The sequence below is a fragment of the Pseudomonas sp. LAP_36 genome (genome assembly GCF_019456785.1).
GTDB classification, from domain to species: Bacteria; Pseudomonadota; Gammaproteobacteria; order Pseudomonadales; family Pseudomonadaceae; genus Aquipseudomonas; species Aquipseudomonas tritici.
Genome location: NZ_JAHZMS010000006.1, coordinates 140,787 through 153,762, shown reverse-complemented (window position 1 = coordinate 153,762; position 12,976 = coordinate 140,787). Strand labels below are relative to the sequence as shown.

At 61.6% G+C, this 12,976-nt stretch carries 12 protein-coding genes; 9 read left to right on the top strand and 3 right to left on the bottom strand.

The features are described from left to right. Positions 1-40 precede the first annotated feature (40 nt). Positions 41-1,576, bottom strand: coding sequence for an HDOD domain-containing protein (locus JBO08_RS19745; RefSeq protein WP_065874381.1), 1,536 nt, complete (start codon positions 1,574-1,576; stop codon positions 41-43). Between the two features lie 166 nt (positions 1,577-1,742). Here JBO08_RS19745 and motA point away from each other — a divergent pair, with 166 nt between their 5' ends. Both motA and motB read left to right on the top strand, forming a co-directional pair. Continuing rightward, complete coding sequence (motA, locus tag JBO08_RS19740; RefSeq protein ID WP_049710310.1) at positions 1,743-2,594, top strand: flagellar motor stator protein MotA; 852 nt, start codon at positions 1,743-1,745, stop codon at positions 2,592-2,594. A gap of 3 nt (positions 2,595-2,597) precedes the next feature. Continuing rightward, positions 2,598-3,617, top strand: a complete 1,020-nt coding sequence (gene motB / locus JBO08_RS19735; RefSeq protein WP_065909692.1) for a flagellar motor protein MotB — start codon at positions 2,598-2,600, stop codon at positions 3,615-3,617. A 63-nt stretch (positions 3,618-3,680) separates the two neighbouring features. Here motB and rsgA read toward each other — a convergent pair whose 3' ends face one another. Beyond that, a complete protein-coding gene (gene rsgA, locus JBO08_RS19730) occupies positions 3,681-4,712 on the bottom strand; it encodes a small ribosomal subunit biogenesis GTPase RsgA (protein ID WP_065909689.1) in 1,032 nt (343 codons plus the stop codon). 109 nt (positions 4,713-4,821) lie between these two features. On the opposite strand from rsgA, the gene orn reads away from it, so the two are divergent. Further along, positions 4,822-5,364, top strand: a complete 543-nt coding sequence (gene orn / locus JBO08_RS19725; RefSeq protein WP_003171343.1) for an oligoribonuclease — start codon at positions 4,822-4,824, stop codon at positions 5,362-5,364. Between the two features lie 160 nt (positions 5,365-5,524). Further along, positions 5,525-6,142: a trimeric intracellular cation channel family protein gene (locus tag JBO08_RS19720; RefSeq protein ID WP_175403002.1), complete on the top strand. Its 618-nt coding sequence runs from the start codon at positions 5,525-5,527 to the stop codon at positions 6,140-6,142. Here the strand turns inward: JBO08_RS19720 and queG are convergent. After that, the gene (gene queG / locus JBO08_RS19715) at positions 6,139-7,203 is read right to left on the bottom strand and encodes a tRNA epoxyqueuosine(34) reductase QueG (RefSeq protein ID WP_065889102.1); all 1,065 of its coding nucleotides are present in this window, start codon (positions 7,201-7,203) and stop codon (positions 6,139-6,141) included. The two genes, JBO08_RS19720 and queG, sit on opposite strands and share 4 nt — an antisense overlap. A gap of 63 nt (positions 7,204-7,266) precedes the next feature. On the opposite strand from queG, the gene JBO08_RS19710 reads away from it, so the two are divergent. The 5 genes from JBO08_RS19710 to miaA are packed head-to-tail and all read left to right on the top strand — an operon-like array spanning position 7,267 to position 12,909. Then, positions 7,267-8,127 carry an NAD(P)H-hydrate dehydratase gene (locus tag JBO08_RS19710; protein WP_065889100.1) on the top strand — a complete coding sequence of 287 codons (861 nt, stop codon included), beginning with the start codon at positions 7,267-7,269 and terminating at the stop codon, positions 8,125-8,127. Beyond that, complete coding sequence (gene tsaE / locus JBO08_RS19705) at positions 8,115-8,585, top strand: tRNA (adenosine(37)-N6)-threonylcarbamoyltransferase complex ATPase subunit type 1 TsaE (RefSeq protein WP_065889099.1); 471 nt, start codon at positions 8,115-8,117, stop codon at positions 8,583-8,585. The genes JBO08_RS19710 and tsaE overlap by 13 nt, the downstream gene beginning before the upstream one ends. 15 nt (positions 8,586-8,600) lie before the next feature. After that, positions 8,601-10,022, top strand: coding sequence for an N-acetylmuramoyl-L-alanine amidase (locus JBO08_RS19700; RefSeq protein WP_065874364.1), 1,422 nt, complete (start codon positions 8,601-8,603; stop codon positions 10,020-10,022). Beyond that, on the top strand, positions 10,022-11,938 hold the full coding sequence (mutL, locus tag JBO08_RS19695) for a DNA mismatch repair endonuclease MutL (RefSeq protein WP_065874363.1): 1,917 nt from the start codon (positions 10,022-10,024) through the stop codon (positions 11,936-11,938). Before JBO08_RS19700 ends, mutL begins: the two co-directional genes overlap by 1 nt. Next, entirely contained in the window at positions 11,938-12,909 is a 972-nt protein-coding gene (miaA, locus tag JBO08_RS19690; RefSeq protein WP_220074874.1) for a tRNA (adenosine(37)-N6)-dimethylallyltransferase MiaA, read from the top strand. Before mutL ends, miaA begins: the two co-directional genes overlap by 1 nt. Positions 12,910-12,976: the final 67 nt, after the last annotated feature.

Genomic DNA, 12,976 nt, shown 5'->3' with positions numbered 1-12,976 from the left:
CAAATGTTGGCGATAAAAGAGGGCGATTGTAGCGCAAGCATCAGGCGCTGCGGTTGGTAAAGCAGTGCAGGGCTTTCTCGATGCATTGGGCGGTTTTGCCGAAGGCCTGCACGGTGGTTTCCGAGAACGGTCCGCCGCCCTGGTCGGCCACCATCAGCATCACCACCTTGCCATTGCAGCTCAAGGAGCGCAGCAGCAGGTGTTCACCGGTAAACAGGCGGCGCAGGATCGGTGGCAGCAAGGCCGAGAACTGGGCGTGGTTTTCAGGGTTGAGACGCACCTGGGCGGATTTTTCCAGCAGGCGCTGCAGCAGCGTGCTGTTAACCACGTCCAGGCTCAGGTTGGTGGCGTCCTTTGGTAGGCCGTCAACCTGATGCACGCGCAAAGTGCTTTGGGCGCGGTCGGTCATCAGCAGCATGACCCGTTGCATGCCGCTGGCCACCAGGGCCTCCTTGGCGCAGGTGGTCAGGTGCATCGCGTTGGCAAAGCGGCTCGGTTCTACCAGCAGTTCTGTGCACCGTTTACGCCACACGGCCAGCGACTCGGCGGTAGGCGGCGGTGCCGGCAGCAGGCCGCGATGAATCTTCTGCACGTGCCAGGGCCAGATCAGTGACAGCGCCGGGTGCCAGAGGTCGGGCATCAGCGTGGTGCGGGCGCTGGTCACGGCTTGTTGGTGGACGTGTTGCTGTATCTCGCTCAGGGGCTGCTGCAGGTAAAGCGCAGTGAGGAGCTGCCAGCGTTCGGTGTGCGGGCAGGTCCAGGACTCTTGCGCCGACATCGCCAGGCCGTTGGCCAGCAACACGGTATTGGCCGGCTGGTTCAGCCAGCGGCGCAGGTTGGGTTCGGCGTCGAGCAATTGCTGATGGCGCAGCGGGTCATCTTCGCGGGCGATATGCAGCGCCTTGACCAGCAAGCGCCGTTCGCTCAACAGCAGCTTGTAGCCCTGGGAGACCCAAATCGGCAGGTGCCAGGCTTCGGTCAGGCCGACGCACAGGTCGAGCAGGCGTATGCCGAACAATTCCTGCTCGACCTGGCGGGCTGATTGGCCTTTATGGATAACCCGCAGCTCCCATTCTTCCAGAAGCTTGGGGTAGGCGACCGCCATCGGCCACAGCGGCGACAGAAACAGCAGGCTGCCCCAGTGAATGTCCTGCCACAGTCGTGCCAGCCGGCTGCCGAACAGGCCATTGGCTTGCTGCGAAGCGTGCTGACTTATCAACAACAGTTGGCGCAGCGCCACGGGAATCTCGCTGGCGGGCACCGAAGGCAGGCGCGCCAACAGTTCCTCGGCGCGCTTGAGGCCCAGGCGGTTGAGCGCTACTTCGAGGTTTTCCGCCGGTTCCGCCAGGCTGCCATGGGTGTGGCTGTTGGCTTCGCGCATCACGCTGAGCACGAGGGCCGGGCTGTCTTGCATCAGCTCGGCAATATCTCGTAATGAGCTGCGGCTGTCGCGGATGCCTTTGCACACGCGGTCGTGGCTGGCCTGGGGAACAGGCAGCAGCACATCGTCCAGGCGCTTGATCCAAGCGGCGAGAGAAGTAGGTTTTGCAGTTGGGACTGTCGTTTCATTAGCCATGATTGGGGCGCGATCATCACTTGCGGTCAACACGCCCGGAGCGGGCCGAACTGGCTTTTCGCCTTAACGGGCTATAGTCTGGCGCAGTTTTGCCGATAAGAGGAACAAGAGTTTTCAGTTCCCCCCAATATGTCCATGAACCCGACGGCGCAAGTACTCATCTCCTATGGCTAAAATTATCGGCATCATCGTCGTCATCGCAAGTGTGCTCGGTGGCTACGTCCTGTCCCACGGTAAAATTGCTGCGCTGGTCCAGCCCTTCGAAGTGCTGATCATCGGTGGTGCGGCGTTCGGCGCATTCTTGCAGGCGAACCCTGGCTACATGACCATGCACGTGGTCAAGAAATCCCTGGGCATGTTTGGTTCGCGCTTCACCCACACCTTCTACCTGGAGGTACTGGGGCTGGTCTACGAGATCCTCAACAAGAGCCGCCGCGAAGGCATGATGGCCATCGAGGCCGACATCGAAGACGCCTCGGCCAGTCCGATTTTCGCCAAGTACCCGGCCGTGCTCAAAGATGAGCGCATGACCGCCTACATCTGTGACTACCTGCGCATCATGTCCTCCGGCAACATGGCCCCCCATGAGTTGGAAGGCCTGTTCGACATGGAATTGTTCAGCCTGAAAGAAGAGCTGGAGCACCCGTCCCACGCCGTGACCGGCATCGCCGACGGCATGCCGGGTTTTGGTATCGTCGCGGCGGTACTCGGTATTGTTGTGACCATGGCCTCCCTGGGCGAAGGCGACCAGGCAGCCATCGGTATGCACGTGGGTGCGGCGCTGGTAGGTACCTTCTTCGGTATCCTCGCGGCCTACGGTTTCTTCGGTCCGCTGGCCACCTCGCTGGCCCATGACGCCAAGGAAGAAATCAACCTGTACGAATCGATCAAAGCCAGCCTGGTAGCCTCCGCTTCCGGCATGCCGCCCTCGCTGGCGGTGGAGTTCGGTCGCAAGGTGCTGTACCCGAAACATCGCCCAAGCTTCGCCGAGCTGGAACAAGCGGTTCGCGGTCGCTAAGCCATGGAAAACAACCAGCCGATAATCATCAAGCGCGTCAAGCGCTTCGCTGCGGGGCACCATGGTGGCGCCTGGAAAATCGCCTTCGCCGACTTTGCGACGGCGATGATGGCGTTCTTCCTGGTGCTGTGGCTGATGTCTACCGCCACGCCGGAACAGAAGATTGCCATCGCCGGCTACTTCAAAGACCCCATTGGTTTCTCGGAAAGTGGCACGCCCTTCGTGATCGACCTGGGCGGTTCGCCGCAGTTGGCGCCTGAGCGCACCATTAATCCAGAGGTCAAGACCGAAGCGCCGCAGGAAAAAATCCCGATCGAGCGCGACACTGTCGAATCCATGGCTGAGCAGGTCGAGCAAGAACGCCTTGAGCTGTTGCTGCAAGAGTTGCAGACCAAGGTTGAGGAAAACCCGCAGCTGCTGAAATTCAAGGATCAGATTTCGTTCGAAATCACGCCTGAAGGTCTGCGCATCCAGATCACCGACGCGGCCAACCGGCCGATGTTCGACTCCGGCAGTGCGCGCTTGAAGCCGTACTTTGAAGACATCCTGCTGGCCATGGCTGACACCATCAAGGCAGTGCCGAACAAAATCAGCATCAGCGGCCACACCGACGCCAAACCGTACGCGGGCCAGGGCGACTTCGGCAACTGGGAACTCTCGGCCAATCGCGCCAACGCGGCACGCCGCGCGCTGGTGGCCGGCAGCTACCCGGACCCGCAAGTGGCGCGCGTGGTGGGTTTTGCCTCCTCGCAGCTGTTTGATCATCAAGACCCGTTCAACCCGTCCAACCGCCGTATCGATATCGTGGTGCTGACCAAAAAGGCCCAGCGTGCGATTGAAGGTGATCAGCCGCCGGCGCCGCAACCCACCCCAGGCGCAGGTGCGCCGGGTGAAGTACCGGTCGACCCGAACGCCATTCCGCCAGGGCAGGAGCCGTTGCCGGCGCATGAGCTGCGTCAGAAGCTGAATTTGTTTGATGATGGTGGGGTGAAAGATCCTACGGTGCCAGGTGCGGGTTCGTAGATTTCCACATACAACAAGGCCGCGATGATCGCGGCCTTGTTGTATCTACCTTCGGGGAGCAGCTTAGTAAGTGCTCTCCGGCAGACTCGCAATAATCGACCGATAGCTGTTCATCCGCTGCTGCTGCACACGGCCATCTTCCAGCGCCTTGAGCAACGCACAGCCTGGCTCGCGGTCGTGTTTGCAGTCGCGGAAGCGGCAGGTGCCGATCAGGTCATTGAATTCGATGAAGCCCGCTTCCACGTCGCTGCGGCTGACGTGGCCGAGGCCGAATTCACGGATGCCTGGGGAGTCGATCAGCTCACCGCCGCCGGGGAAGTGGAACAACCGCGCGGTGGTGGTGGTGTGGGTGCCCTGGCCGGACAGTTCCGACAGCGGGCCCACGCGGGTGTCGACTTCCGGCAGCAGGCTGTTGACCAGCGAGGATTTACCCACGCCCGACTGACCAACGAACACGCTGATGTGCCCGTCCAACTGCTGCTGCAGCTGTTCCATGCCGTTACCGTGATGCGCCGAGACTTCCAGTACCGGGTAACCCAACGTGCGGTAGACCGCCAGCAGCGCATTCAGCGCCGGGGCATTCTGCTCGTCGATCAGGTCGAATTTGTTCAGCAGCAACAATGGGCGAATGCCGGCATGTTCGGCTGCTACCAGATAGCGGTCGATCAGGTTGGCATGCGGCTCAGGCAACGGCGCGAATACGATCACGATCATGTCGACGTTGGCCGCTACCGGCTTGAGTTGACCACGGCTGTCGGGGCGGCGCAGTTCGGTGTTGCGCGGCAACTGGGCGACGATCACGCCGATGCCCTGGTTGCCGGCACGCCAGACCACTTTGTCGCCGGTGACCAGCGCCGGCAGGTTGGCGCGCAGGTGGCAACGGGAGACCGAGCCGGCGAGTTCGCCTTCCAGCGCCTCGACTTCGACCTGCACACCGAAGTGCGCGATCACCAGGCCCGTCTGTTCGGGCCCCAGGTCGCCGCCCTCGAGCGCTTCTACGGCGGAGGATTCACGTTTGGCGGCGCGCGCGGCACGCTCACCTTGAATCTTTTCGATGCGCCAGTTTTGGCGACGATTGAGCTGGCGTTTGGCCATTGGTGTTCCGTGTCGATAATGCAAAGGTTTAGGTGAAACGGTCGCGAGTCTAGCACGGCGCTGCCTGCTAAACTGCGCAGCTACGCCAAGGTGCCAAGAGAATCAAGCCATGCAAAACCCACAGAACCTGATTTGGATCGATCTGGAAATGACCGGTCTGAACCCCGACACCGACGTCATCATCGAGATGGCCACGATTGTCACCGACAGCAATCTCAACACCTTGGCTGAAGGTCCGGTGATCGCCATCCACCACAGCGATGCCGTATTGGCCACCATGGACGAGTGGAACACCCGCACCCACGGTAACTCCGGCCTGACTCAGCGCGTGCGCGACAGCCGCATCAGCATGGCCGAAGCCGAAGCCGAAACCATCGCCTTCCTGGAAAAATGGGTGCCCAAGGGCAAGTCGCCGATCTGCGGTAACAGCATTTGCCAGGATCGTCGCTTCCTCTATACGCACATGAAGGGGCTGGAGAGTTACTTCCACTACCGCAACCTGGATGTGTCGACGCTTAAAGAGCTGGCTGCGCGCTGGGCGCCGGAAGTCAAAGACAGCTTCCATAAAGGCAGCACCCACTTGGCGCTGGATGATATTCGCGAGTCGATTGCAGAGTTGCAGCATTACCGTAAGCATTTCATCAAGGCCTGACCTGGCCCTGTAGTGAGCGGGCTTGTCCCGCGCTGGGCTGCGAAGCAGCCCTAATTTAGCCAACACGCATCTACAAACGGATATCATCGCCGGCTTTTGGGGGCTGCTACGCACCCCAGCGCGGGGCAAGCCCGCTCACTACAAAATCGCAAGGATCGCCATCATGCTGCTGATGCTCTACCTCATCGCCATCACCGCCGAAGCCATGACCGGGGCGCTGTCGGCCGGACGGCGTGGCATGGATTGGTTCGGCGTGGTGCTGATCGCTTGTGTGACGGCGTTGGGTGGCGGTTCGGTGCGTGACGTGCTGCTCGGGCATTACCCGCTGACCTGGGTCAAGCACCCGGAATACTTGGTGCTGACCTCCATCGCAGCACTGGTGACGATCTTTATTGCGCCGCTGATGCGCCGCCTGCGCTCGCTGTTCCTGGCGCTGGACGCCGTGGGCCTGGTGGCTTTCACGCTGATCGGCTGTATGACCGCCCTGGAAATGGGCCATGGCATGCTGGTCGCCTCGGTCAGCGGCGTGATCACCGGTGTGTTCGGCGGCATCCTGCGGGACATCTTCTGCAACGACATTCCGTTGATCTTCCGCCGCGAGTTGTATGCCAGCGTGTCGTTCCTCGCCGCCTGGTTTTACCTGCTGTGCCTTTATCTGGAACTGCCCAGTGAACAGGCAATACTCCTGACCCTGTTCAGCGGCTTTCTATTGCGCCTGCTGGCGATCCGTTTCCATTGGGAAATGCCCAAGTTCGTCTACAACGACGACGTGCACTAGCGGGTGGCGTGCTGGTTCAGCGCCCATTCCACATGTTCGCGCACCAGCTCCGACGGGTAGTCCCGCCGCGCCTTCAGGGCTTCCAGTACCGGAATGCTCGACGGCGCGTTGCCCAGGCCCACCGCGAGGTTGCGCAGCCAGCGCTCATACCCGGCGCGACGTAGCGGCGAGCCTTCGGTGCTGCTGAGGAATTTATCCTCGTCCCACATAAACAGCTCGGCCAGTTCTGCGTTATCCAGGTTGTGGCGTGGCTTGAAATCGCTTTCTGCGGTGGCGCGGGCGAAACGATTCCATGGGCAAACGATCTGACAGTCATCGCAGCCGAACACTCGGTTGCCTATCAATGGGCGCAAGTCTTCAGGAATGGCGCTTTTGAGCTCGATGGTCAGGTAGGAAATACAACGCCGCGCATCCAGCACGTAGGGGTCGACAAAGGCGTTGGTGGGGCAGATGTCCAGGCACGCGGTGCAGCGCCCGCAGTGTTCGGTGCTGTGAGGGGCGTCAACCGGTAGCGGCAGGTCGACAAACAGCTCACTCAGGAAGAAGTAGCTGCCGGCCTTGCGATTGAGCACGAGGGTGTTTTTGCCGATCCAGCCCAGCCCAGCTTGCTCGGCGATGGCTTTTTCCAGCACCGGCGCGCTGTCGACAAAGGCACGGAAACCGAAGGGGCCGATCTGCGCCTGGATGCGGTCAGCCAATTGCTGCACGCGCTTGCGGATCAGTTTGTGGTAGTCGCGGCCCAGGGCGTAGCGCGAGATGTAGGCTTTTTCCGGCTGGGCCAGCAGTTGAGCCATCTGCGTGTCGCCTGGCAGGTAATCCATGCGCAGCGAGACGACGCGCAATGTGCCCGGCACCAACTCGTCGGGGTGGGAGCGTTTGCTGCCGTGGGCGCCCATGTATTCCATCTCGCCGTGGTAGCCCGCGTCGAGCCAGCGTTGCAGGTGCTGCTCATGCTCGGCCAGGTCCAGGCCGCTGATGCCGACTTGTTGAAAGCCCAGCTCGCGGCCCCAGTCTTTGATCGATTGGGCGAGGGCGGGCAGATCGGAGGTAATGGCAGGCATGAGACACGGGAAACCACAGGTTAGATAGGTATAATTCTGCCAGACATCGGAGCTTGAAGACGCATGCCGCAGACAAAACACGCAATAACCGACGTACAGACCCTGTTGCCCGGCCATTTGCCGCAACTGGCTGCGCGTTCCCCGGATGCCCATAAAGGCCAGTTCGGCCACCTGCTGGTCATTGGCGGTGACCGCGGCTTTGGCGGTGCTGCGCTGTTGAGCGCCGAAAGTGCCTTGCGCAGTGGCGCCGGCATGGTGTCCCTGGCAACGCGCCTGGAGCACGTGCCTGCTGCGTTGGCGCGTTTGCCGGAAGTCATGACCGTGGGGGTCAGCTCGGCGAATCAATTGATGGGCCTGCTGGAAAAGATCTCGGTCATCGTGATCGGGCCAGGGCTCGGTGACGCCTCCTGGGGCAAAAGCCTGCTTTCTGTTGCCGCCAACGCTAAACAGCCGCAGGTCTGGGACGCCGACGCCTTGAATCAACTCGCGAACGGCAGCGTGGCCCTGCCGGCCAACTGCGTGATCACCCCGCATCCAGGGGAGGCCGCGCGCTTGTTGGGCATTTCGACAGCCGAGGTTCAGGCCGATCGCCTTAAGGTGGCGCGCGCGTTGAGCCAGACATTCAGCGCGGTGACTATCCTCAAGGGTGCTGGCAGTTTGATCGCCAGCCCGGACGGACGTGTTTCGCGATGTGACCAGGGCCACCCGGCGATGGCAACGGCAGGGCTCGGTGATGTATTGGCCGGCCTGGTGGGCGCGCTGCTGGCCCAGGGCATGCACGCCTATGAAGCAAGCTGCCTGGCCGTGTGGTTGCACGCCACGGCGGGGGATCGTCAGGGTACTTTTGGACGAGGGTTGGCTGCGAGCGATCTAATACCCGCCATTCGTCAATTGTTGGAGGAACAGTCGCCGTGCCTGAAGTAATTCTTTTCCTGGCCGATGAAGACGCCATGGTTGCCTTCGGTCAGCGCATCGCCCAGGTCACGGCCGGGGCCGGGCTGATCTTCCTCGAAGGTGATTTGGGGGCGGGCAAGACCACGTTGTCGCGGGGGATCATTCGCGGTTTGGGCCATGCGGGGGCGGTGAAGAGCCCGACGTTCACCCTGGTCGAACCCTATGAGATCGGTACGGTACGCGCCTTCCACTTCGACCTCTATCGCCTGGTTGACCCCGAAGAGCTGGAGTACATGGGCGTCCGTGATTACTTCGATGAAGATGCGTTGTGCCTGATCGAGTGGCCAGATAAAGGCACAGGCTTTTTGCCAAAGCCGGACCTGACCATTACCATTACGCCGCATGAGCACGGACGTCAGTTGAAGTTGTTGCCCCAGAGCGCGCGCGGCCAGTCTTGGTGTGCGGCTTTGGCATTGGAATTCAAATAATTGGTGGGGTTAGGTATGCGCTTTCGCGCGTTGGTTGCTGTCGTGGGGGTGTTGCTTGCGGCAATGACTGTCAATGCTCTGGCTGCTTCACAGGTGAAAAGCGTTCGCCTGTGGCGAGCGCCGGATAACACGCGACTGGTGTTCGACCTGTCTGGCCCGGTCCAGCACAGCGTCTTTACCCTGACGTCGCCCGATCGCCTGGTGATCGACATCAACGGCGCGACCCTGGCCGCGCCGTTGAAGGTCTCCACTGCCAACACCCCGATTACCTCTATGCGCTCGGCCCAGCGCACGCCGACTGACCTGCGCGTGGTGATCGACCTGAAAAAGGTTGTAACGCCGAAAAGCTTCTCGCTGGCGCCAAACGCCCAATATGGCAACCGGCTGGTGGTCGACCTGTTCGACAACGCCGCCGATGCCGCGCCGCCGCCTGCTCCAACGCCAAGCGTGGCAACGGTGCCGGCAGTCCCGGTGAGCCCGTCGCAACCACAAGTCAAGCTGCCACCGCCGCCACCGGCTCCGGCTGGCAAGCGCGACATTATCGTAGTGATCGACGCCGGCCACGGCGGTGAGGACCCAGGTGCTTCCGGTTCGCGCGGCCAGCACGAGAAAGACGTGGTATTGGCCATCGCTCGTGAGCTGCAGCGCCAGGTCAATGGCATGAAAGGCTACCGCGCCGAGCTGACCCGTACCGGCGACTACTTCATTCCGTTGCGCGGCCGAACTGAAATCGCCCGTAAGAAAGGCGCCGACCTGTTTGTGTCTATTCACGCCGACGCCGCGCCCTCGACCGCTGCATTCGGTGCTTCGGTGTTTGCCCTGTCGGATCGCGGCGCTACGTCCGAAACCGCGCGTTGGTTGGCCGACAGTGAAAACCGTTCGGACTTGATCGGCGGTGCCGGCAACGTGTCCCTCGATGACAAGGACAAAATGCTCGCGGGGGTGCTGCTCGACCTGTCGATGACGGCCTCGCTGACCTCCAGCCTGAACGTCGGCCAGAAGGTCCTGAGCAACATCGGTCGCGTCACTTCGCTGCACAAGCAGCGTGTCGAGCAAGCAGGGTTCATGGTGTTGAAGTCGCCGGACATCCCGTCGATCCTGGTAGAAACCGGGTTTATCTCCAACGCCAACGAAGCCTCGAAGCTGGCCAGTGCCAGCCACCAGCAGGCCTTGGCGCGTTCCATCAGCGCCGGTATTCGCCAGTTCTTCCAGCAAAATCCACCGCCGGGCACTTACATTGCCTGGCTGCGTGATTCGGGGAAAATCGCCCAGGGCCCGCGTGACCATCGCGTGCAGCCGGGCGATACCCTGGCCATGCTGGCAGTACGTTTTCAGGTGTCGGCCGCTACCTTGCGCAGCGCCAACAATCTGAAGACGGATGAGTTGAAAGTCGGCCAGGTGTTGACCATCCCTGGCACTGAATTGGCGGCACAGTAATGAGTGAGTCCACCCTGAACAGCGGCTCGCGCATTGAGCTACTGAGCCCACGCCTTGCTAACCAGATCGCTGCCGGCGAGGTTGTTGAGCGTCCGGCGTCGGTGATCAAGGAGCTGCTGGAAAACAGCATCGACTCCGGTGCCAAGCGCATTGATGTCGATGTAGAGCAGGGCGGCGTCAAGCTGTTGCGCGTGCGTGACGATGGCAGCGGCATCTCCTCTGATGACCTGCCGCTGGCCCTGGCCCGTCACGCCACCAGTAAGATTCGCGACCTGGAAGACCTTGAGCGCGTGATGAGCCTGGGTTTTCGCGGCGAGGCCCTGGCCTCTATCAGCTCCGTAGCGCGCCTGACCCTGACTTCGCGCACCCGTGACGCCGACCAAGCCTGGCAAGTGGAAACCGAAGGCCGCGACATGGCGCCTCGGGTTCAGCCAGCAGCCCATCCGGTCGGTACATCGGTAGAGGTGCGCGACCTGTTCTTCAATACCCCAGCGCGGCGCAAATTCCTCAAGGCCGAAAAAACCGAATTCGATCACCTGCAAGAAGTCATCAAGCGCCTGGCCCTGGCCCGTTTTGATGTGGCTTTCCACCTGCGCCACAACGGCAAGACCATCCTCAGCCTGCATGAAGCTCATGATGACGCCGCGCGCGCGCGCCGGGTGTCGGCGATTTGTGGCGCGGGCTTCCTGGAGCAGGCGCTGCCGATTGAAATCGAGCGTAATGGCCTGCGGCTGTGGGGCTGGGTCGGTTTGCCGACCTTCTCCCGCAGCCAGGCGGACTTGCAGTACTTCTTTGTGAACGGCCGCGCCGTGCGCGACAAACTGGTGGCCCACGCGGTGCGCCAGGCTTACCGCGACGTGCTGTTCAATGGGCGGCACCCGACGTTTGTGCTGTTCTTCGAGGTCGACCCATCGGTGGTGGACGTCAACGTGCACCCGACCAAACACGAAGTGCGCTTCCGTGATGGGCGTATGGTGCATGACTTCCTCTACGGCACCTTGCACCGCACCTTGGGTGACGTGCGCCCGGATGATCAACTGTCGGCACCGATTGTGACGGCGATGGTCCGCCCAAGCGGCCCGGAAGCGGGTGAGTTCGGCCCTCAGGGCGAAATGAGCCTGGCGGCAAACCTGCTGCAATCGCCACAGCCGCAGCCGTCGTACACCACGCCGGGTTCTGGCTCGGGTGCGGGTTACCAGTACCAATACACGCCACGCCCGCAGTCGGCAGTGCCGGTGGCCGAAGCCCAGGCGGCATATCGCGAGTTTTTCGCGCCGCTGCCCGGTGCCGAGCCTGGCGCTGCTGTGGCCTTGCCGGAGGGCGGCGGGGATATTCCGCCGTTGGGTTATGCGTTGGCGCAGCTCAAGGGCATCTACATTCTTGCGGAAAACGCCCACGGCCTCGTGCTGGTGGACATGCACGCCGCCCATGAGCGGATCATGTACGAGCGCCTCAAGATTGCCATGGCCAGCGAAGGCCTCAGCGGCCAGCCGCTGCTGGTGCCGGAATCCCTGGCGGTCAGCCAGCGTGAGGCTGATTGTGCCGAAGAGCACCATGCTGTATTCCAGAAGCTGGGCTTTGAATTGCAACGCCTGGGGCCGGAAACCCTGGCCATCCGCCAGATTCCCGCGTTGCTCAAGCAGGCTGAGGCCAACCGTTTGGTCGCCGACGTACTGGCGGACCTGATGGAATACGGCACCAGCGACCGCATCCAGGCGCATATCAACGAACTGCTCGGCACCATGGCCTGCCACGGTGCCATCCGCGCCAACCGCCGCCTGGCCCTTCCGGAAATGAACGGCCTGCTGCGCGACATGGAAAACACCGAGCGCAGCGGCCAATGCAACCATGGCCGACCGACCTGGACCCAAATGGGCCTGGACGATCTGGACAAACTATTCTTGCGCGGCCGTTGATGAGCGCCTTGCCCCCCGCGATCTTCCTGATGGGCCCAACGGCCGCCGGCAAGACCGACCTGGCCATCGAGCTGACCAAGGTGCTGCCGTGCGAGCTGATCAGTGTCGATTCTGCCCTGGTTTACCGGGACATGGACATTGGCACCGCGAAGCCATCCAAAGCGCTGTTGGCTGAGTACCCGCATCGTTTGATCGACATTATTGATCCCTCCGAAAGCTACTCGGCGGCGGATTTCCGTACCGACGCCCTGGCGGCCATGGCCGAAATCGCCGCGCGCGGCAATATTCCGCTGCTGGTGGGCGGCACGATGCTCTATTACAAGGCTTTGCAGGAAGGTCTGGCGGACATGCCGCCGGCGGACGCCCTGGTGCGCGCCGAACTTGAGGAAGAGGCTGTACGCCTTGGCTGGCAAGCCCTGCACGACCAGTTGGCGGCTGTGGACCCGGTATCTGCTGCACGCATCCACCCCAATGACCCACAGCGCCTCACGCGGGCTCTGGAAGTCTGGCGTGTCAGCGGCCAGACCATGACTGAACATCGGCTGAAACAAAGTGCGCAAAGTGCTGACGCAGGCGCATCTGGACAGCCACAATTACCCTATACTGTGGCGAATCTGGCCATCGCTCCGGCAAATCGCCAGGTGCTGCATGATCGAATTGCACAAAGATTCACAATTATGTTGGAACAGGGGTTTGTCGACGAGGTCGTAGCACTGCGTTCCAGAGGTGACCTGCATCCAGGGTTGCCTTCGATACGTGCTGTAGGCTATCGCCAAGTCTGGGATCATCTGGATGGCAAGCTGACGTCAGCCGAAATGCAGGAGCGCGGCATCATTGCCACGCGCCAATTGGCGAAACGCCAGTTCACCTGGTTGCGCAGCTGGAGCGACTTGCACTGGCTGGACAGCCTGGACAGCGACAATCTGTCACGCGCCTTGAAATACTTGGGAACGGTCTCCATATTGAGCTGAGTCCTTGCAATAGCCGTCTATCCTTGGGGGTGTGACGGCCATAAGCTATCTATTTTCCGATTTTTTA

What these genes read in the sequence shown, in the direction of transcription:
- miaA (WP_220074874.1), top strand. Translation starts at nt 11,938, where the DNA reads ATGAGCGCCTTGCCCCCCGCGATCTTCCTGATGGGCCCAACGGCCGCC.
- motB (WP_065909692.1), top strand. Translation starts at nt 2,598, where the DNA reads ATGGAAAACAACCAGCCGATAATCATCAAGCGCGTCAAGCGCTTCGCT.
- JBO08_RS19710 (WP_065889100.1), top strand. Translation starts at nt 7,267, where the DNA reads ATGCCGCAGACAAAACACGCAATAACCGACGTACAGACCCTGTTGCCC.
- motA (WP_049710310.1), top strand. Translation starts at nt 1,743, where the DNA reads ATGGCTAAAATTATCGGCATCATCGTCGTCATCGCAAGTGTGCTCGGT.
- rsgA (WP_065909689.1), bottom strand. Translation starts at nt 4,712, where the DNA reads ATGGCCAAACGCCAGCTCAATCGTCGCCAAAACTGGCGCATCGAAAAG.
- queG (WP_065889102.1), bottom strand. Translation starts at nt 7,203, where the DNA reads ATGCCTGCCATTACCTCCGATCTGCCCGCCCTCGCCCAATCGATCAAA.
- JBO08_RS19700 (WP_065874364.1), top strand. Translation starts at nt 8,601, where the DNA reads ATGCGCTTTCGCGCGTTGGTTGCTGTCGTGGGGGTGTTGCTTGCGGCA.
- mutL (WP_065874363.1), top strand. Translation starts at nt 10,022, where the DNA reads ATGAGTGAGTCCACCCTGAACAGCGGCTCGCGCATTGAGCTACTGAGC.
- orn (WP_003171343.1), top strand. Translation starts at nt 4,822, where the DNA reads ATGCAAAACCCACAGAACCTGATTTGGATCGATCTGGAAATGACCGGT.
- JBO08_RS19745 (WP_065874381.1), bottom strand. Translation starts at nt 1,576, where the DNA reads ATGGCTAATGAAACGACAGTCCCAACTGCAAAACCTACTTCTCTCGCC.